Annotated in this window: 18 protein-coding genes; 14 read left to right on the top strand and 4 right to left on the bottom strand. The window is 70.9% G+C overall.

Annotated features, from left to right (window positions below; genetic code table 11):
• The first annotated feature begins 19 nt into the window (after positions 1–19).
• From OG570_RS10890 to OG570_RS10845, 10 genes are all read left to right on the top strand, one after another.
• A complete protein-coding gene (locus tag OG570_RS10890; protein WP_326956425.1) occupies positions 20–1,510 on the top strand; it encodes an ABC transporter substrate-binding protein in 1,491 nt (496 codons plus the stop codon).
• Positions 1,507–2,451, top strand: coding sequence for an ABC transporter permease (locus OG570_RS10885; RefSeq protein ID WP_326945480.1), 945 nt, complete (start codon positions 1,507–1,509; stop codon positions 2,449–2,451). Before OG570_RS10890 ends, OG570_RS10885 begins: the two co-directional genes overlap by 4 nt.
• Complete coding sequence (locus tag OG570_RS10880; protein ID WP_326945481.1) at positions 2,451–3,257, top strand: ABC transporter permease; 807 nt, start codon at positions 2,451–2,453, stop codon at positions 3,255–3,257. Before OG570_RS10885 ends, OG570_RS10880 begins: the two co-directional genes overlap by 1 nt.
• Positions 3,254–3,985, top strand: a complete 732-nt coding sequence (locus OG570_RS10875) for an ABC transporter ATP-binding protein (protein ID WP_326956424.1) — start codon at positions 3,254–3,256, stop codon at positions 3,983–3,985. The genes OG570_RS10880 and OG570_RS10875 overlap by 4 nt, the downstream gene beginning before the upstream one ends.
• Positions 3,982–4,752 carry an ABC transporter ATP-binding protein gene (locus OG570_RS10870; RefSeq protein WP_326956423.1) on the top strand — a complete coding sequence of 257 codons (771 nt, stop codon included), beginning with the start codon at positions 3,982–3,984 and terminating at the stop codon, positions 4,750–4,752. Before OG570_RS10875 ends, OG570_RS10870 begins: the two co-directional genes overlap by 4 nt.
• Positions 4,745–6,157, top strand: coding sequence for an aldehyde dehydrogenase family protein (locus OG570_RS10865; protein WP_326956422.1), 1,413 nt, complete (start codon positions 4,745–4,747; stop codon positions 6,155–6,157). Before OG570_RS10870 ends, OG570_RS10865 begins: the two co-directional genes overlap by 8 nt.
• The gene (locus tag OG570_RS10860) at positions 6,154–6,912 is read left to right on the top strand and encodes an SDR family NAD(P)-dependent oxidoreductase (protein ID WP_326956421.1); all 759 of its coding nucleotides are present in this window, start codon (positions 6,154–6,156) and stop codon (positions 6,910–6,912) included. The genes OG570_RS10865 and OG570_RS10860 overlap by 4 nt, the downstream gene beginning before the upstream one ends.
• A gap of 10 nt (positions 6,913–6,922) precedes the next feature.
• Positions 6,923–8,308 (top strand): amidase, encoded by a 1,386-nt coding sequence (locus tag OG570_RS10855; protein WP_326945487.1) that lies wholly within the window; start codon positions 6,923–6,925, stop codon positions 8,306–8,308.
• An 87-nt stretch (positions 8,309–8,395) separates the two neighbouring features.
• Positions 8,396–8,908, top strand: a complete 513-nt coding sequence (locus tag OG570_RS10850) for an RNA polymerase sigma factor (RefSeq protein WP_326956420.1) — start codon at positions 8,396–8,398, stop codon at positions 8,906–8,908.
• Positions 8,901–9,785, top strand: coding sequence for a CU044_5270 family protein (locus OG570_RS10845; protein ID WP_326956419.1), 885 nt, complete (start codon positions 8,901–8,903; stop codon positions 9,783–9,785). Before OG570_RS10850 ends, OG570_RS10845 begins: the two co-directional genes overlap by 8 nt.
• A gap of 42 nt (positions 9,786–9,827) precedes the next feature.
• Here the strand turns inward: OG570_RS10845 and OG570_RS10840 are convergent, their stop codons facing one another.
• Entirely contained in the window at positions 9,828–10,682 is an 855-nt protein-coding gene (locus OG570_RS10840; RefSeq protein ID WP_326956418.1) for an HpcH/HpaI aldolase/citrate lyase family protein, read from the bottom strand.
• Positions 10,679–11,749, bottom strand: coding sequence for an HpcH/HpaI aldolase/citrate lyase family protein (locus OG570_RS10835; protein WP_326956417.1), 1,071 nt, complete (start codon positions 11,747–11,749; stop codon positions 10,679–10,681). The genes OG570_RS10840 and OG570_RS10835 overlap by 4 nt, the downstream gene beginning before the upstream one ends.
• Positions 11,750–12,181: 432 nt before the next feature.
• Here OG570_RS10835 and OG570_RS10830 point away from each other — a divergent pair, with 432 nt between their 5' ends.
• Genes OG570_RS10830 through OG570_RS10820 form a run of 3 tightly spaced genes read left to right on the top strand, consistent with a single transcriptional unit; the run spans position 12,182 to position 14,463 of the window.
• Positions 12,182–12,835: a hypothetical protein gene (locus tag OG570_RS10830; protein WP_247059735.1), complete on the top strand. Its 654-nt coding sequence runs from the start codon at positions 12,182–12,184 to the stop codon at positions 12,833–12,835.
• A gap of 33 nt (positions 12,836–12,868) precedes the next feature.
• Positions 12,869–13,519 carry an NAD(P)H-binding protein gene (locus OG570_RS10825; RefSeq protein WP_326956416.1) on the top strand — a complete coding sequence of 217 codons (651 nt, stop codon included), beginning with the start codon at positions 12,869–12,871 and terminating at the stop codon, positions 13,517–13,519.
• A complete protein-coding gene (locus tag OG570_RS10820; RefSeq protein ID WP_247059737.1) occupies positions 13,516–14,463 on the top strand; it encodes a ribose-phosphate diphosphokinase in 948 nt (315 codons plus the stop codon). The genes OG570_RS10825 and OG570_RS10820 overlap by 4 nt, the downstream gene beginning before the upstream one ends.
• Here the strand turns inward: OG570_RS10820 and OG570_RS10815 are convergent.
• Positions 14,460–15,758, bottom strand: a complete 1,299-nt coding sequence (locus OG570_RS10815) for a D-arabinono-1,4-lactone oxidase (RefSeq protein ID WP_326956415.1) — start codon at positions 15,756–15,758, stop codon at positions 14,460–14,462. The two genes, OG570_RS10820 and OG570_RS10815, sit on opposite strands and share 4 nt — an antisense overlap.
• Before the next feature lie 85 nt (positions 15,759–15,843).
• On the opposite strand from OG570_RS10815, the gene OG570_RS10810 reads away from it, so the two are divergent.
• Positions 15,844–17,028, top strand: a complete 1,185-nt coding sequence (locus OG570_RS10810; RefSeq protein ID WP_326945494.1) for an amino acid deaminase/aldolase — start codon at positions 15,844–15,846, stop codon at positions 17,026–17,028.
• A 640-nt stretch (positions 17,029–17,668) separates the two neighbouring features.
• Here OG570_RS10810 and OG570_RS10805 read toward each other — a convergent pair.
• Entirely contained in the window at positions 17,669–18,316 is a 648-nt protein-coding gene (locus OG570_RS10805; RefSeq protein WP_247059740.1) for a TetR/AcrR family transcriptional regulator, read from the bottom strand.
• Between the last annotated feature and the right edge of the window lie 60 nt (positions 18,317–18,376).

Raw genomic sequence — 18,376 nt, 5'->3', positions numbered from 1 at the left:
GTACCTACCTGGAGGCCAGATGAAAGCCCGGATTCACGTGCTGGCGGCGGCGCTGCTGCTCGTGGTGTCCGGCTGCTCGGCCGGCTCGTCGGCGAGCGTTTCCGCTGGTCCGGAAACGCTTTCCGTCGGGTTCACGGCGGAGCCGGCCAACTTCGACTTCACCAAGACCGACGGTGCCGCGATCCCGCAGGCGTTGCTCTACAACGTCTACGAAGGCCTGGTTAAGCTCGACTCGCAGGGTCGCGTGGTGCCGTTGCTCGCGAAGTCGTGGACCATCAGCCCGGACCGGAAGACCTACGACTTCCAGCTGCGGCAAGGGGTCGAGTTCAGCAACGGCGCGCCGTTCACCGCCGAGGACGTCAAGTTCTCGCTGCTGCGCGTGAAGACCGACTGGACGATCTCGATCAAGTCCACAATGGACGTCGTCGACCACGTCGACGTCGTGGCGCCGGACCACGCGCGGGTGGTGCTGTCGAAGCCGTCGAACGGCTGGCTGTTCAGCCTCACGAGCCGGCTCGGCGCGATGTTCAGCCCGACCGGTGTCGCCGACCTGGCGAACAAGCCGATCGGCACCGGGCCGTACGTCGTGGCGGCCCGCAAGCGCGGCGACTCCGTCGTGCTCAAGGCGAATCCCGCGTACTGGGGCCGGGAACCGGCGTATCGGACAGTTGTACTGAAGTACATCAAGGACCCGACCGCGCTGAACAACGCGCTGTACAGCAACGGCATCGACGTCATCTCCGCGATCACCGCGCCCGACTCGATCCCGCAGTTCCAGGCCGACGACCGGTTCCAGGTGGTGCAGGGCACGTCGAACAGCGAGGTCACGCTGGCGTTCAACAACAAGCGCGCGCCGCTGACCGACCCGCGCGTCCGCCAGGCGCTGACGTACGCGATCGACCGGAAGGCGTTGCTGGACACGGCGTGGGCCGGGCGCGGCACGTTGATCGGCAGCATGGTCCCGCCGACCGACCCCTGGTACGAGGACCTGGCGAACGTCCACCCGTTCGATCCCGGGAAGGCGAAGGCGCTGCTGAGCGAGGCCGGCGCGACGAACCTGAACCTGCGCATGCGGATCCCGAACCTGCCGTACGCCGTGTCGGCCGCGCAGGTCGTCCAGTCGCAGCTGGCCGACGTCGGCGTCCGGACGACCATCGAGCCGCTCGACTTCCCGGCCGTCTGGCTGAAGCAGGTCTTCACCGACCACGACTACGACCTGTCGATCATCCAGCACGTCGAGGCGCGTGACATCACGACGTTCGGCAAGCCGACGTACTACTGGGGCTACGACAACAAGCGCGTCCAGCAGCTGCTCGCCGAAGCCGACAGCGGGACGCCGGAGCAGCAGGTCGCGGACATGAAACTCGTGGCCAAGCAGCTCAACACGGACGCCGCCGCGGACTGGCTCTTCCTGTTCCCCAACGTGATCGTGGCGAAGGCCAAGGTCGGCGGGTTCGCGGCGAACCAGGTCAGCGAGTCGTTCGACCTGACCGGGCTGGCGCCGCGATGACCGCCAAGGTGCTGCGCCGGGTGGCGATCTTCGTGGTCAGCGTGCTGGTCGCGTCGATCGTCGTGTTCCTCTTCATGGCCGTCCTGCCGGGCGATCCGGCGCAGGTCGCGCTCGGCGTCAACGCGACGCCGGAGCTGCTCGCCAAGACCCGCGCCGAGTTCGGCATCGACCGGCCACTGGTCACGCAGTACTTCGACTGGATCGGCGGCGTGCTGCACGGCGACTTCGGCCGCTCGTACGTCACGCGCGACACCATCGGCCCGCAGCTGCTCGACCGCCTCGGCGTCACGCTCTGGCTGGTCGGCGCCGGGATGCTGGTGGCGCTGGTGATCGCCATCCCCGCGGGCACGTTCGCCGCGGTGAAGCACCGGAAGGCGGCCGGCGCGGGCGTTTCCGGGCTGTCGCAGATCGGCGTCGCGATCCCCGCGTTCCTCGCCGGGATCATCCTGGTGCAGATCTTCGCGGTGCAGCTGCGCTGGCTGCCGTCCGGTGGGTGGACGCCGCCGGACCAGGACGCGGGCGAGTTCCTCCGCGGGCTCGTCCTGCCCGCTCTGTCCCTCGGGTTGGTGCAGGGCGCGGTGCTCACGCGTTATGTGCGCACGGCCGTGCTGGACACGCTCGGCCAGGATTACCTGCGTACCGCGCGGTCCAAGGGCCTGCGTCCCGGACAGGCGCTGGTGCGGCACGGCCTGCGCAACGCGTCCGTCCCGGTCGTCACCGTGCTGGGCCTGCAGCTCGCGACACTGCTGATCGGTGCGGTCGTCGTCGAGCGCGTGTTCGTGCTGCCGGGGCTGGGCTCGATGCTGCTGGACGCGGTCGCGTCGCGGGACCTGCTGACCGTGCAGGGGATCGTGCTCGTGCTGGTGGTCGGCGTGCTGCTGGTCAACTTCGTCGTCGACGTCCTCTACACCGTGCTCGACCCGCGATTGCGAGGTTCGTGATGCGCAATCTTGTGATCGGCGGGGTACTGGTCGGCCTGGTTGTCCTGGCCGCCGTGCTGTCGTTCTTCTGGACGCCGTTCGACCCGGTGAAGGTCGACGCGGCCCACCGGCTGCTCGGCTTCGGGGGAGAGAACCTCTTCGGCACGGACAAGTTCGGGCGTGACCTGCTCAGCCAGCTCATGGTCGGCGCGCGGACGACGCTGTACGTCGGCGTGGTCGCGGTCGGCATCGCCGCGGTGATCGGCACGCCGCTCGGGATCCTCGCCGGGATGTCACCGCGGTGGCTCGGCGAATTCGTCATGCGGGTCAACGACCTCGTGCTCGCGTTTCCCGCGTTGCTGCTGGCGATCATGTTCGGCGCGGTGTTCGGCGCCGACACGCTGACGGCGATGGTCGCCATCGGCATCGCCACGATCCCGTCGTTCGCGCGGATCGCCCGGTCCGGCACGCTGCAGGTGATGAGCACCGAGTTCGTGCTCGCCGCCCGCGCCGGCGGCCGGTCGCGCCTCACCATCGCGGTGCGGCACGTGCTGCCGAACATCTCCGGCCTGCTGATCGTGCAGGCGTCGGTGTCGTTCGCGATCGCCGTGCTGGCGGAGGCGGCGCTGTCGTTCCTCGGGTTCGGCACCCGGCCGCCTACGCCGTCGTGGGGCCGGATGCTGCAGGAGTCCCAAGAGTTGCTGACGGTCCAGCCGCGGCTGGCGCTGGTGCCGGGCATCGCGATCGCCGTCGCCGTCCTCGGGTTCAACCTCCTCGGCGACGGCCTGCGCGACCGCCTCGACCCCCGATTGGCGGCCCGCGTATGACTCTCTCGGTCACGGGGCTCAGCGTGAACGCGCTGGTCCGGGACGTCTCGTTCGACATCGGCGCCGGTGAGCGCGTCGGGCTGATCGGCGAGTCCGGCTCCGGGAAGTCGTTGACGGCGCTGGCGATCATGGGCCTGCTGCCCGACGAGCTGCACGCGTCCGGCTCGGTGCGCCTCGGCGACCGCGAGCTGCTGGGAATGTCCGAAAAGGACCTTTCGCGGCTGCGCGGCGACGAGCTGGCGATGGTGTTCCAGGAGCCGATGACGGCGTTGAACCCGGCCATGCGCGTCGGCCGTCAGGTCACCGAGCCCGGCCGGATCCACGGCCGTCGTCACCGCGCCGAGGAGTTGCTCGCCGCCGTCGGCCTGCCGGACACGGCTCGCGCGTACCCGCACCAGCTGTCCGGCGGCCAGCGGCAACGCGTCGTGCTCGCGATGGCGCTGGCCAACGAGCCGTCACTGCTGATCTGCGACGAGCCGACGACCGCCCTCGACGTCACCGTCCAGGCCCAGATCCTCGCGCTCATCAAGGCGTCACTTTCACGTGAAAGTGCCCTTCTGTTCATCACCCACGACCTCGCGGTGGTGGCGTCGGTGTGCGAGCGCGTGCTGGTGATGCTCGACGGTGAGATCGTCGAAGCGGGCTCGACGCGCGAAGTGCTGACGTCGCCGAAGCACGAGTACACCCGCAAGCTCCTGGACGCGTCGGACCTGGAGGCGCGCCGATGATCATCGAAGTCTGCGACCTGGAACGCCGGTACGCCCGCCGGGACGTCCACGCGCTGCGCGGCGTCAGCTTCGACGTCGAGGCCGGCCAGCGGTTCGGCATCGTCGGCGAATCCGGCTCGGGCAAGTCCACGCTGGTCCGGCTGCTGGCCGCGCTCGACAAGCCGACCGCGGGCACGGTCTCGTTCCGGGGCCGGCGCATCGACGACCTACCGGAACGCAAACTCGGCTTCCTGCGGTCCGAACTGCAGATCGTCTTCCAGGACCCGATGGGTTCGCTCGACCCGCGGATGCGTGTGCGCGACATCATTTCCGAGCCGCTCGGCCACCGCGAACCGGACCGGGTCGCGGAGTTGCTCGCCGCCGTCGGGTTGCCCGAGGACGCCGCCGGGCGGTACCCGCACCAGTTCTCCGGCGGCCAGCGCCAGCGGATCTCGATCGCGCGTGCGCTCGCGCCGAACCCCAGCGTGCTCATCGCGGACGAGCCCGTCAGCGCCCTCGACGTCTCCGTGCGCGGCCAGATCCTCGACCTGCTCGCCTCGCTCGTCGAGCAGTTCGCGTTGACGCTGATCTTCGTGTCGCACGACCTCGGCGTCGTCCGGCACGTCTGCGACCGCGTCGCGGTGATGCGCCGCGGCGAGATCGTCGAACTCGGCGACGTCGAGCAGGTCTACGACGCGCCGCAGCACGAGTACACCCGGGAACTCCTGGCCGCCGCGCCGAACCTGCGCGCGGAACTGGCCCGGTTGAGCGGAGGCGACGATGCCTGACTACCCGGACGGCCTGCCGATCGGCGCGGGCTGGACGTCCACTGTGGACACATCGGACGTCGTGTTCCCGTACGACGGGAGCGTCATCGGGACCGCCCCCGTGGGGACGCCTGAGCTGGCCACTCGGGCGGTCGACGAGGCTGTCGCCGTCGCGCGCGAAGTGGCCTCGCTGCCTTCGCGGACTCGCCGTTCTTTGTTGAACGACGTCGCCGCGGCCTTGGCCGAACGCCGCGAGGAGTTCGAGAACCTGCTCGTGCTGGAGACCGGCAAGCCCCTGGTCGACTGCCGCGTCGAGGTCGCCCGCACGATCGTCACGTGGGAAGCCGCCGCCGAAGAGGTGTCACGGCTGCACGGCGAGACCGTCCCGCTGGATCTCCTGCCTTCGGGCGACGGGCTGGTCGGGTTCTGGAAACGCAAGCCGATCGGCGTGGTCGTCGGCATCGCGGGCTTCAACTACCCGCTGCTGCTCGCGTCGCACAAGATCGCCCCCGCGATCGCCGCGGGCTGCCCGGTGATCATCAAGCCCGCGCCGCAGACGCCTCTCGCGACGCTGTGGCTGGTCCACCTCGTGCGTTCGACGGCCCCTCTCGCCGCCATGGTCCAGCTGGTCACCGGGGACGCGTCCGTCGGCGCCGCGTTGACGACCGATCGTCGGATCGGCGCGGTGTCGTTCACCGGATCGGCCGCCGTCGGCCACCGCATCGCCCGCGACGCGGCGCCCACCAAGACGTTGCTGGAGCTGGGTTCGAACGCGGCGCTGGTCGTCGCGGAAGACGCGGACCTCGACGCGGCCGCGGACGCCGTCCTGCGCGGTGGCTTCTACGCCTCTGGCCAGGCCTGCATCTCGGTGCAGCGCGTGCTGGTCGTCGCGTCGGTCGCCGAGGAGTTCACCGAACGGCTGCTGGCCCGGCTCGACGAGGTCGTCGTCGGCGATCCGCGCGACGAGAAGACCCGCGTCTCGGCCTTGATCGACCCCGCGTCCACCGACCGCGTCGCCGCGTGGATCGAGAAGTCCGGTGCCCGCCAGGTCGGCGGTGGCATCGAGGGCACGGTGCTGCGCCCGACCGTCCTGCTCGACGTCCCGGACGGCGTCGAAGCCTGGGACGAGGAGATCTTCGGCCCGGTCGTCTGCGTGCGCACGGTGTCCGATGTGGACGAAGCCTTCGCCGCGGTCAACGCGTCGCGCTACGGCCTCCACGCCAGCGTCTACAGCGCGTCCCTGCGCACGGCTTTCCGGGCGCTGGACGAGCTGGACGTCGGCGGCGTGGTCGTCAACGAAGTGCCCGGGTTCCGCTCGGACACCATGCCGTACGGCGGTGTGAAGGACTCCGGCATCGGCCGCGAGGGCCCGCGCTTCGCCGTCGAAGAGCTGACCGTGACGAGGATGGCGGTGCTGCGACCGTGAACTACGACAACCTGTTCCGGCTGGACGGACGGCGTGCCGTCGTGCTCGGCGGCGGCAGCGGGATCGGCCGCGAAGCCGCGCGAGCCCTGTCCGCGCACGGCGCCGACGTCGTGGTCGCGGACCGCGACATCGCAGCGGCCCGCGAAACCGGCGTCGGCGAGGCTTACGAGATCGACCTCCTAAAACCGGGTGCCGTCGACCGCGCGGCGTCCGACCTCGGGCCGCTCGACGTCGTTGTGCTGACCGCCGCGACCAACGTCCGCAAACGCCTGCTCGATTACACCCGCGACGAGTTCGATCGCGTCCTCGCGCTCAACCTCGGCGTGACGTTCGAGGTCGTCCGCGCGTTCGGCGCCGACATGGTCGCGCGCGGGCGGGGGAGCATCATCGGCTTCTCGTCGATCCGCGGCACGACCGTCGAGCCTGGTCAGGGCCCTTACGCGGCAACAAAAGCCGGGCTCGTCCAGCTGTTCCGGACGGCCGCCGCGGAGTTCGGCCCGGCCGGCGTCCGGGTCAACGCGATCGCCCCCGGCGTCGTCGAGACCCCGCTGACCGCGCAGATCAAGGCGAATCCGGAGTGGTACGACGCCTACGCGCGGAAGGGCGCGCTGGGCCGCTGGGCGCGTCCCGACGAGCTCGCCGGCGCCGTCGTCTACCTCGCTTCGGACGCGTCGACGTTCGTCACCGGTTCGGTGCTGGCGGTGGACGGTGGCTGGACCGCCGTCGACGGCCGCTTCGAACCGCCCGCTTCGTGAAGGAGGGCTCATGACCGAGCTGCCCGACCTGACCGCCGTCGAACTCGTCGCGCAGTACCGCGCGAAGACGCTCTCGCCGGTCGAGGTGACCGAAGCCGTCCTCGAACGCATCGACGCGCGGGAGCCCGAGCTGCACGCGTTGTACGCGTACGACCCGTCGAGCGCGCGTGCCGACGCGAAGGCGGCCGAAGCGCGGTGGCACGCGGGCGAACCGCTGGGCCCGATCGACGGCGTCCCGTTGACGCTCAAGGAAAACATCGCGACCCGCGGCACCCCGGTCCCGCTGGGCACCGCGGCGACCGCGCTCGTCCCGGCGGCCGAAGACGCCCCGGCGGCGGCGCGCGTCCGCGAGTCCGGCGGCGTCCTGCTGGCCAAGACGACCATGCCGGACTACGGGATGCTGACGTCCGGCCTGTCGAGCTTCCACACCACCGCGCGCAACCCGTGGCAGCCGTCGGCGTCGCCGGGCGGGTCGAGTGCGGGCGCCGGCGCCGCGGGCGCCGCCGGGTACGGCCCGCTGCACGTCGGCACCGACATCGGCGGCTCGATCCGGCTGCCCGCGGGCTGGTGCGGCCTGGTCGGGCTGAAGCCGAGCTTCGGCCGGGTACCGGTCGACCCGCCGTTCCTCGGCCGCGTCGCCGGCCCGCTGACCCGCACGGTCGCCGACACGGCGTTGCTGATGAGCGTGCTGTCCGCGCCCGACCCGCGTGACCACCTGAGCCTGCCACCGGCCGACCTGGAGTGGTCGTCGCTCGACGGCACGCTCGACGGCCTGCGCGTCGGGCTGCAGCTCGAGTCCGGCCCCGGCCTCCCGGTGGACCCGGCCACGCGTGACGCCGTCGCCGCGGCGGCCCGGGCCTTCGAAGCCGCGGGCGCGATCGTCGAGCCGGTCGCGCCGTTCCTGGACCGGAGCATGCTCGACGGCCTGGACGTCTTCTGGCGCACCCGCGCCTGGTCGGACATGTCCGGGCTGCCGCTCGACCGGCGCGCGAAGGTGCTGCCCTACATCGCGGAGTGGGCGGCGGGCGGCGCGGATCTGTCCGGAGTGGACGTCTACCGCGGCTTCGCCCAGATCGACGCGATCAGCGTCGCGACCCTCCGCGCGACTTCGGGGTTCGACGTCGTCCTGTCGCCGACCTGCCCAGTCGCGGCGCCGCCCGCGGAATGGGCGTCCCCGACGAACGACCCGGCCCGGCCGTTCGAGCACATCGGCTTCACGGTGCCGTACAACATGTCCGGCCAGCCCGCGGTGTCCCTGAACTGCGGGTACACCGACGACGGCCGGCCGATCGGCCTCCAGATCAGCGGCCGCCGCTTCGACGACGTCGGCGTCCTGCGCGCCGCTGCGGCGTACGAGCGCGTCCGCCCGCCGCAGCGGCCTTGGCCGGTGGGTTAAAGAACGAGGGAAGAAGATCCGGGCCCGCGGCGAAGTGGTGGTGAAGCTGTCGCCGACGGGAAGGATCCGCATGACAGAGGCAGCCCCATGACGGCGGCCCCGGTGCTCGGCACCGAGCTGTTCACCGAGGTGCACGACCGGCACTTCGCGGCCATCTACCGGTACGTCGCCGGCCGGCTCGGCGCCCAGGCGGCGGAGGACGTCGCCGCCGAGACGTTCCTCGTCGCCTTCGACCGCCGGACGACGTTCGACGCCACCCGCGGCGACCTGCGGGCCTGGCTGTTCGGCATCGCGACGAACCTCGTGTCCCGGCACCGCCGCAAGGAGGCCCGGCACTACCGGGCCCTCACGCGGCTCGAGTCGCCCCAGCCTGCCGAGGGCCACGAAAACCGCGTCCTCGACGCCGGTCGACTGGGAAAAGCGTTGTCGCGGTTGTCCTCGGGTGAGCGTGACGTCCTGCTCTTGGTTGCTCTCGCCGACCTCGGCTACGCGGAAGTCGCCCAGGCCCTCGGTATCTCCCCGGGCACGGTCGGCTCCCGGCTGACGCGTGCCCGCAAGAAGCTCACCCCCGTTCTCGCCCAGGAGGCCCGTGATGAATGACCTGCAGACGCTGCGCGCGGCACTGACCCCCGACGAGCCCACTCAGGACGTCGTCGACCGCAGCCGGCACCGGCTGCAGAACCACATGCTCACCGGCCGCCGTCGCCGGCACGTCCGCCCGCTCGCGATCGGCACCGGCCTGGTCGCCGTCGCGGCCGCGGCCGCCGTCGTGGTGACGACCGTGCCCGGAACCCCGGCCCAGACCCCGACGCCGGCCCCGCAGGCCGCGGCGCCGGTCGCCGTCACCGGCCAGGAGGTCCTGCTCGCAGCGGCCACGGTGGCCGCGAAGGCACCGGCGGGCACGGGCAAGTACTGGCACCTCAAGATCGCCGAGTCGGAGACCTACGAGTACTGGACCACGGCCGAGGGCCACCAGTGGTTCCGCGGCGCGAAGACCGGGGGCCGGGTCATCCGGCTGGTTGTGGACTCGCCCTTCCATCTGAGCGTCGTCGAGGTGACCCTCGACCAGCTCCTGGCGTTGCCCACCGAACCGGCGGCGTTGCGGGACTGGATCTCGAACGCGCTGGAGCGCAGCGAAGTCCGGACGAGTGCGGGCCCCATGAGCTCGAGCGAGCGGCAGGAGCTGCTGCCCCAGGCCCTGGTTTCGCTGGTGTCCACCCTGCCGGCGCCCCCGGCGGTCCGCGCTGCGGCGTTCCGGGCGATCGCCGCGTACCCGGGGGTGCGCGCGCTCGGCGCGGTCCCGGGCGGCCAAGGCCTGCTGCTGCCGGGGAACGAGCGGCTCGTCGTCGACCCGGCGACCGGCCGGGTGAACCGGACATCGATGTACGTGACTCCGGACGGCGCGGTGATGAGCGGCACCAAGGACACGGAAACCATCACGGTCGGTGCCGAGTGGACGAACAGCCTGCCGCAGTGAACCGTCCGGTGGCCGGGCAGTGGGGTAGCCCGGCCACCGGCGTCAGGCCTTGACCGCCTCGGCCAGCGCGAGCACCCGGCGCGCGTTGTCGACGTGCAGGTTCTCGATCATCCGGCCGTCCACAGTGACCACGCCGCTGCCGGCCTTCTCGAACGCCTCGATGATCCGGCGCGACCGGTCGATCTCCTCTTCGGACGGCGCGAAGATCCGGTTGCACGGCTCGACCTGGCCGGGGTGGATGAGCGTCTTGCCGTCGAAGCCGTACTGGCGGCCCTGGACGCACTCCTCTTCGAACCCGGAAAGGTCCTTCACGTCGTTGTAGACGCCGTCGAGGATCACCTTGCCGGTCGCGCGCGCGGCCAGCAGGCACAGCGAAAGCCCGCCCAGCAGCGGGCCGCGGCCCGGGACGAACTCCGCGTGCAGTTCCTTGGCGAGGTCGTTCGTGCCCATCACCAGCACGGTCAGCCGCTCGGACGCCGCCGCGATCTCCTCGGCGTGCAGCATCGCGACCGGCGTCTCGACCATCGCCCAGATCTTCGTGTGGTCCGGGGCACCGCCCAGCTCCAGCGCGCGCTCGATGTTGTGCACCTCGGCCGCCGAGTTCACCTTCGGCACGACCACCGCGGCCGGGCCGGCCGACGCGGCCGCGCGCAGGTCGGCGTCGTGCCACTCGGTGTCGAGGCCGTTGACGCGGATCGTCACCTCGCGGTCGCCGTAGTCGCCCGACGACGCGGCCGCGCAGACGCGTTCGCGGGCGGCCTCCTTGGCGTCCGGCGCGACGGCGTCCTCGAGGTCGAGGATCAGCGCGTCGGCCGGGATGGTCTTGGCCTTCTCCAGCGCGCGCTCGTTGGCGCCGGGCATGTAGAGAACAGAACGTCTCGGCTTCAGCTCGGTCATCCGAGGACCTCCTTGGTGGCGGCGTCGTAGGCGGCCGCGAGCTCGGGGTCGTCCGCCGCGAGGGCGTCGGCCAGTTCGGCGACCACGCGGCACTGCTTCACCGACGCGTCGTCCTGCATCTTCCCGTCGATCATCACCGCGCCGGTGCCGTCGCCCATCTCGGCGATCACCTTGCGCGCCCAGGCCACATCGGACGGCGCGGGCGAGAACACCTTCTTCGCGATGTCGATCTGCACGGGGTGCAGGCTCCACGCGCCCACACAACCCAGCAGGAACGCGTTCCGGAACTGGTCCTCGCACGCGACGACGTCGCGGATGTCCCCGAACGGCCCGTAGTACGGCAGGATCCCGTGCATCGCGCAGGCGTCGACCATCCGCGCCACCGTGTAGTGCCAGAGGTCCTGCTGGTAGGTCGTCCGGCCTGCGGTCAGGTCGTCGCCGGTCGGGTCGGTGCGCACCAGGTAGCCGGGGTGGCCGCCGCCGACGCGGGTGGTCTTCATCCGGCGGCTCGCGGCCAGGTCGGCCGGGCCGAGCGAGATGCCCTGCATCCGCGGGCTCGCGCCGGCGATCTCCTCCACATTGGCCACGCCGCTCGCCGTCTCGAGGATCGCGTGCACCAGCAACGGCTTCGTCAGGCCGGCGCGGGCTTCGAGCTGGGCCAGCAGCCGGTCGACGTAGTGGATGTCCTGCGCACCCTCGACCTTCGGCACCATGATCACGTCGAGCTTGTCGCCGATCTCGGTGACGAGCGTCACCAGGTCGTCGAGCACCCACGGCGAGTCCAGGCTGTTGACCCGGGTCCACAGCTGCGTCTTCCCGAAGTCGTTGGCCTTGGCGATGGCGACGAGCCCGGCGCGCGCGGCCTCCTTGCGGTCGGCGCGCACGGCGTCCTCGAGGTTTCCCAGGAGGACGTCGACTTTCTTGGCGATGTCCGGCGCCTTGGCCGCCATCTTCTCGTTGCTCGGGTCGAAGAAGTGGATCATCCGGGACGGCGTCACCGGGATCTCCCGCACGGGGGCGGGCGCGCCCAGGGCGAGCGGGGCGAAGAAGTCCTTCGGGGAGCGCATCGGTCCTCCACGGCGACGACTAAGTGACTGGTCGGTAACTTTAGTCGCGGGCGCGCGTGAGCGCTGCGGTGCAGCTCACCGCCATGTGGGTGACGGCGGACAACCGCAGCTCAGCGGCCTGCGTCCACTGTGGATTCTTCCCGGGTTGCGCCGAACGGGCTAGTCGGGCCGGAGTGATCCACAAGTCCGGATTCGCGCCCTGGGTAATCGTTCGCGGGCGGACCGTAGTGCCACTCACCCCGCGATCACTCGGTTGGCCGCACCGTTCGACCGAAGTCCCATGACCGCCTACCGACCGGTCATCGACCGCTGGCCGCCGCCGATCGCAGCCACTCGCGCTACCCGGCGACGCCGCGCCGCCGCGCTGTTAGACAAGTGAGGTGCCGGTTTTCCCCGGTCACGAAGCAGTGCAGGTTTGAAGGAGGCGGACTCGTGGCGGCTACACCTCAGAACACCGAGCGCTCGACGGTCGCCGGTGGCGCGAAGCGCAGCCGGTCGATGCCGAGCCGAGTGGTGCCGCCGATCGAGCTCCCCGCGAGCGTCGACGAACTCGCCCGCACCGCCGCCGCCCAGCTGGGCTGGAACGGCGTCGTCCTCCCCGAGATCACGATCCTGGGCCGCAAGGTCTGCGTCGTCGCCAAGCTTCGCACCGACGTGCACGCCGAGCGCATCGCGATGGGTGCCGGCCCGGTGGCCGATCGGGCCACTGTCGACACCTGGACCTGGCCGGAGCTGGCCGGAACCGCCCCCGCCCCGGCCGCCGAGATCATCGGCGTCCTGGCCGTCGCGCGCCACTGGCGCACCGCGATGGCCTCCGCGGTTCCGTTCGCCCGCTACGGCGAGGCCGCGATGGTGCTGCCGTCGCCGGCCGTGCTGACCGAGGACTACGTCGGCAACTGCCTGCCGCGGGCCCGCGCGTACGGCCTCGCGATCGTCTCGGCCGACCCGAACGCGGTCGTCGACCTCGACCTCGAGGGTCGCACCGAGCGCGTCGTGCTGGCGGAGGACCCGGTTTCCCGGCTGGTGAACGAGGTCGTCTACGACCACCTGCTGCGCACCGCCGAAGTCCCCGCCGAGCTCGACTGACGGCCTTGATCGATCCCTACTAGGGTCGGTGGCATGCGAGTCGTCATTGCTGGTGGACACGGTCAGATCGCGTTGCGGTTCGAGCGGCTGCTCGCCGCGCGCGGTGACGAAGGGGTCGGGATCATCCGGAATCCCGCCCACACGGCGGACCTCGAAGCCGCCGGCGCCCAAGCCGTCGTGCTCGACCTGGAGAGCTCCGATGTGGACACCGTCGCCGAGGTGCTGAAGGGCGCCGACGCCGCGGTATTCGCAGCGGGCGCCGGGCCGGGCAGCGGATCCGCCCGTAAGGACACTGTGGACCGTGGTGCCGCGGCCCTGTTCGCCGACGCGGCCGTGCAGGCCGGCGTGCGGCGCCACATCCAGGTCGGCTCCATGGGTGCCGACAACCCGGAGAACCCCGACGCCACCGAGGACTTCCGCGTCTACCTGCGCGCCAAGCGCGCGGCCGAAGACGACCTCAAGGCCCGCGACCTCGATTGGACGATCCTGCGGCCCGGCGCGCTGACCGACGACCCCGGCACCGGCCAGGTCCTGCTGGCCGACAAGACCGGTCGCGGCCCGATCCCGCGTGACGACGTCGCCGCGGTGCTCCTCGCGCTGCTCGACACCCCCGCGTCCACGCGCCGGACACTGGAACTGATCGCCGGCGAGACGGCGATCGACGCGGCGATCTCGGCGCTGTGAACGAGGCATCGAGGGAAATCGCCGTCTTCAGCGGAAGCGCGCACCCGGAGCTGGCCGAAGAGATCTGCAGCAATCTCGGCGTGCCGCTGCGGCCCGTCGAGATCCAGCGCTTCGCGAACGACTGCCTCGAGGTCCAGCTGCAGGCGAACTGCCGCGAGCGGGACGTCTTCATCATCCAGCCGCTGGTGAAGCCGGTGCAGGAACACCTCGTCGAGCTGCTGCTGATGCTCGACGCCGCCCGCGGCGCGTCGGCGTCGCGGATCACCGCGGTGATGCCGCACTACTCGTACGCGCGCTCGGACAAGAAGGACGCTCCGCGCATCTCGATCGGCGGCCGCCTGGTCGCCGACCTGCTGGTGACGGCCGGCGCGAGCCGCGTGCTCGCGATGACGCTGCACTCGCCGCAGGTGCACGGCTTCTTCAGCGTCCCGGTCGACCACCTGCACGCGCTGCAGGAGCTGGCCAAGCACTTCCGGCAGTACGACCTCTCGCGCACCACCGTCGTCTCGCCCGACCTGGGCAACGCGAAGGAGGCGTCGCACTTCGCGCGGCTCCTCGGCGTCCAGGTCGCGGCCGGTGCGAAGGAGCGGTTCCCCGACGACCGCGTCCAGATCACCTCGGTGATCGGCGAGGTCACCGGCCGCGACGTGATCGTGCTCGACGACGAGATCGCCAAGGGCAGCACGGTCCTCGAACTGCTCGACAGGCTGGCCGAGCTGAAGCCGCGGTCGATCCGCGTCGCCTGCACCCACGGCCTGTTCGCGGCGAAGGCCATCGAGCGCATCGGTGACCGGCCGGAGGTGCTGGAGATCGTCTGCACCAACACCGTCCCGGTGCCCGAAGAGGAACGCACCGAGAAGCTGAAGATCCTCTCGATCGCGCCGGCCCTGGCCGAGGCGATCCGCCGGATCCACAACGGCGAATCGGTGTCGGCGCTCTTCTAGCCGACGGGCCCGAGCACCCGGTCCAGGTACGTGTTGGTGAACACGCCGCTCGGGTCGGTTTCCTTGCGCACGCGCAGGAAGTCGTCGAAGTGTGGGTAACGCGAGCGGAGGACGCCGGCGTCGAGGTCGTGCATCTTGCCCCAGTGCGGGCGGCCGCCGACCGCGCCGGCGATCTTCTCGAACGCGCTGAAGTACTCGCGGTACGGCATGCCGGTGAACTGGTGGATCGCGATGTAGGCCGAGTCGCGGCCCTGCGCGGTCGAGAGCCAGATGTCGTCGGCGGCCGCGACGCGGACCTCGACCGGGAACATCACCGGGTCCTTCAGCTTGGGCACCAGGGCGCGCAGCTCGGTGAGGACGTCGTGCAGTGATTCACGTGGAACCGCGTACTCGGTCTCGGTGAACCGGACGTTCCGGGCGGTGACGAAGACGCGGTGCGAGAGGTCGCTGTACTCACGCGCCGAGAGCATGTTCGACGCGAAGCTGTTGAGCGACGGCACGAGCCGCGGCATCAGCCGGCCCGTCCGGCAGAGGCCGCCGAACGCGACGTTCTCCATGACCTGGTAGTCGACGAACTCGCGGACCTTGCTCAGCGGCTCGGCCGTCTCGCACCGGTTGTTGCGCTTGACCAGCGCGCTCTTGCCGTAGGGGAACCAGTAGAACTCGAAGTGCTCGTTGTTCGCGGCGGAGTCGTCGAAGCCTTCGAGGACCTGCTCCAGCGGCTCCGGCCGTTCCTGCGCGCGTAGCACGAACGACGGCTCGCACTGCAGGGTGACGGTCGTGATCACGCCGAGCGCGCCGAGGCCGACGCGGGCCGCGGCGAAGAGGTCGGGGCGCTCGCCGGCCGAGCAGGTGACGACCGAGCCGTCCGCCAGGACCAGTTCGAGGGCGACGATCTGGGTGGCGATGCCGCCGAGCCGGGCGCCGGTGCCGTGCGTGCCGGTGGAGATCGCGCCGGCGATGGTCTGCGCGTCGATGTCACCGAGGTTGGTCATGGCCAGCCCGAGCGTGTCGAGCGCGGCGTTGAGCTGCTTGATCGTGGTGCCCGCGCGGACGGTGACGTGGCCGGTTTCGAGGTCGGCGCGCTCGATGCCGGTCCAGCCGCGCAGGTCGAGCGCGTCGGAGTCGGCGACGGCGATCGCGGTGAACGAGTGGCCGCTGCCCCAGGCGCGCACGGTCCGGCCGGCCGCGGCAATGCTCGCGACGGTCGCCGCGATCTCCGCCGCGCTCCGTGGCTGGTGAACGTGCTGCGGCGAGGCGGACGCCGTGCCCGCCCAGTTGGTCCACCGGGTCATGTGCGCCCCCTCCATCGGTCGAATGTCCGAGACAGTAAGTGAATAGTATTCGCGTTTCAAGCTTTGTTGTCGTACTTTAGACCTCGTGACCAGTGCGACGGTGTACGACTTGGCGACCAAGGACCTCGATCCACCCTTGGCCGTCGTCGACTTGGCTGCCTTCGACGCGAACGCCGACGACCTCCACCGACGCGCGGGCGGCAAGCCCATCCGCGTCGTGAGCAAGTCGGTCCGCTGCCGGGCGTTGTTGGAGCGCGTGCTCGCGATGCCGGGCTTCGAAGGCCTGATGTGCTACTCGCTGGCCGAGGCCATCTGGCACGTCGAGCAGGGCACGACCGACGACGTCGTCGTCGCCTACCCGACAGCCGACCACGACGCCCTCCGCCGCCTGGCCGCGTCAGAGCGTGCCCGCGCGGCGATCACGATCATGGTCGACTCGCCCGAGCACCTGGACCTGGTGGACGCCGCCCTCGGCCACGGCCACCCGGAAATCCGCGTCTGCCTCGAACTGGACGCGTCGTGGCGCCCGGTCCCGGGACTCCACGTCGGCACCCGGCGGTCCCCGATCTTCACGCCGAAGCAGGCCTCGACGTTCGCCCGCCAGATCGTGGCGCGCGCCGGCTTCCGGCTGGTCGGCGTCATGGCCTACGAAGGCCAGATCGCCGGCCTGGGCGACGCGGCTGGTCGTCGCGCGAACCAGCTGGTGATCGGCTGGATGCAACGCCGGTCAGCGGCCGAACTGGCCCGCCGCCGCGGCGCGGTGGTCCGCGCGGTCCGCGAGGTGGCGAACCTGGAGTTCGTCAACGGCGGCGGCACCGGCAGCATCGAGTCGACGGGCGCGGACGCCGTGGTCACGGAGATCGCCGCGGGCTCAGGCCTGATCGGCCCAACGCTCTTCGACGCGTACACCCGCTTCCACCCCCGCCCGGCGGCGCTGTTCGCGCTCCCGGTGGTCCGCCGCCCCACACGCAAGATCGCCACCCTGTACTCCGGCGGCTACATCGCCTCGGGCCCGACGGGCCCATCACGCCAGCCGAAGCCGTACCTCCCGACGGGCTTGAAGTTCCTCGGCTTCGAAGGCGCCGGAGAGGTCCAGACCCCGGTGACAGGCCGAGCCGCCCGAACCCTGCAACTGGGCGACCGGGTGTGGCTGCGCCACGCGAAGGCGGGCGAACTGGCGGAGCGCTTCACGCACTACCACCTGGTACTGGGTGACCGGGTGGAGCGCACGGTCCCGACATACCGGGGAGAGCACCAGAACTTCGGCTGAGCCACTCGGGTTCCGGGAGCCCGGGCTGCTTCGCGCGACGAACAGCCATCGGGGGGTCGGGCCCTGGACGCCGCCATCCCCGCAACCGACCGCTGCGGGGTGACCGCCGAATCGTCGCCGCGACCCGACCGCCGCGACCCGACCGCTGCGAGTGACCGCCGAGCCGCCACGGCAGCGGTCTGCCGTGGGTGACCGCCGAACCGTCGCCGCATCGGACTGCCGCGGGTGACCGCCAACCGCCGCTGCGACCGGCCGCTGCGCGAGGGTGACCGCCAAGCCGCCGCTGCATCAGACTGCCGCGCCCGACCGCCAAACCGTCGCCGCAACCGACAACCGCAACCAACCCTGCGGACTACCGGCGACCGCCCCCGCGACCAGCAGCAAGCCCCCACCACGTCCGTGCACACGAACACCGATTTCCCCACCGAAACGCCCCCGCCTCCGGGCGTTGTCCCCAACCCCGGACGGGCGAACCAAGCCCCCGGCCAGCACCCCCGCCCGGAAAGCAGCCCCCACCACTCCCAAGGGGGGCGTCCCCACGTCCAGTCTATCGGCGCCCCCGGACAGACCCGGCCGAAAGCGGGCGAAACCCCAGGGTTGTCCACAACTGGGGAAGCCTGTGGACAACTTCTGTGGACAGCTAGGACTTCTCCCCGAACCGGGCCGCCAAGTACCCCTTCACCACGTACTTCGCCTCGGCAACGAACTTCTCGTCGCCGCTCGGTTCCTTGCGGAAGGCCAGCTTCAGGAGTGCGTCCGCGACCTCGTTGGCGATCGTGATCGCGAAGCGGAGGTCCTCCACCGGGCGGTCGACCTGGGAGGCCAGGAGGTCCGTCAGGGAGTCGACGATCACCGCGTTGTTGTCGCGGGTCTCGTCCAGCAGCTGGCGGTCGATGATGTCGCCGAAGTGGACCTTCGAAAAGCCGGGCACCGAGCGGTGCATCTCCAGGTAGATGTCGAGGATCGAGTCGACGACGTCCCACCAGTGTTCCGGGCCGAGCTGGTTGAGGCGCTCGTTGACCGCGCCGACGAACCGTTCGAGGTTCCGGGCGGTGAGCGCTTGCACGACCGCGCGCTTGTCGGGGAAGAACTGGTACAGCGAACCGACGGCGACCCCTGCTCGTTTGGCTATCAGGGTGGTCGTCAGGGCGTCGTAGCCGAGCTCGTCGATCAGCGCCGCGCTCGCGTCGAGCATCTGCTCGACCCGTTTCGCGCTGCGTTGCTGGACCGGCTGCCGGCGTAGGGGGGTCGCTTCTGCCGGCACCTTCGCGGCCTGGATGTCGGACACGGCACTCCTCCTCGTCTGATCTGGGACTTTATCGCGCCGACGGGCTTCCCCACGGACGAG

This window comes from Amycolatopsis sp. NBC_01286 (genome assembly GCF_035982555.1).
Classification (GTDB): domain Bacteria; phylum Actinomycetota; class Actinomycetes; order Mycobacteriales; family Pseudonocardiaceae; genus Amycolatopsis.
Note: the sequence above shows the minus strand (reverse complement) of the source record. Positions and strands in the feature narration are given on the sequence as shown.

What these genes read in the sequence shown, in the direction of transcription:
- OG570_RS10825 (WP_326956416.1), top strand. Translation starts at nt 12,869, where the DNA reads ATGCGAGTCGTCATTGCTGGTGGACACGGTCAGATCGCGTTGCGGTTC.
- OG570_RS10880 (WP_326945481.1), top strand. Translation starts at nt 2,451, where the DNA reads ATGCGCAATCTTGTGATCGGCGGGGTACTGGTCGGCCTGGTTGTCCTG.
- OG570_RS10845 (WP_326956419.1), top strand. Translation starts at nt 8,901, where the DNA reads ATGAATGACCTGCAGACGCTGCGCGCGGCACTGACCCCCGACGAGCCC.
- OG570_RS10850 (WP_326956420.1), top strand. Translation starts at nt 8,396, where the DNA reads ATGACGGCGGCCCCGGTGCTCGGCACCGAGCTGTTCACCGAGGTGCAC.
- OG570_RS10855 (WP_326945487.1), top strand. Translation starts at nt 6,923, where the DNA reads ATGACCGAGCTGCCCGACCTGACCGCCGTCGAACTCGTCGCGCAGTAC.
- OG570_RS10865 (WP_326956422.1), top strand. Translation starts at nt 4,745, where the DNA reads ATGCCTGACTACCCGGACGGCCTGCCGATCGGCGCGGGCTGGACGTCC.
- OG570_RS10875 (WP_326956424.1), top strand. Translation starts at nt 3,254, where the DNA reads ATGACTCTCTCGGTCACGGGGCTCAGCGTGAACGCGCTGGTCCGGGAC.
- OG570_RS10885 (WP_326945480.1), top strand. Translation starts at nt 1,507, where the DNA reads ATGACCGCCAAGGTGCTGCGCCGGGTGGCGATCTTCGTGGTCAGCGTG.
- OG570_RS10870 (WP_326956423.1), top strand. Translation starts at nt 3,982, where the DNA reads ATGATCATCGAAGTCTGCGACCTGGAACGCCGGTACGCCCGCCGGGAC.
- OG570_RS10835 (WP_326956417.1), bottom strand. Translation starts at nt 11,749, where the DNA reads ATGCGCTCCCCGAAGGACTTCTTCGCCCCGCTCGCCCTGGGCGCGCCC.
- OG570_RS10840 (WP_326956418.1), bottom strand. Translation starts at nt 10,682, where the DNA reads ATGACCGAGCTGAAGCCGAGACGTTCTGTTCTCTACATGCCCGGCGCC.
- OG570_RS10815 (WP_326956415.1), bottom strand. Translation starts at nt 15,758, where the DNA reads ATGACCCGGTGGACCAACTGGGCGGGCACGGCGTCCGCCTCGCCGCAG.
- OG570_RS10890 (WP_326956425.1), top strand. Translation starts at nt 20, where the DNA reads ATGAAAGCCCGGATTCACGTGCTGGCGGCGGCGCTGCTGCTCGTGGTG.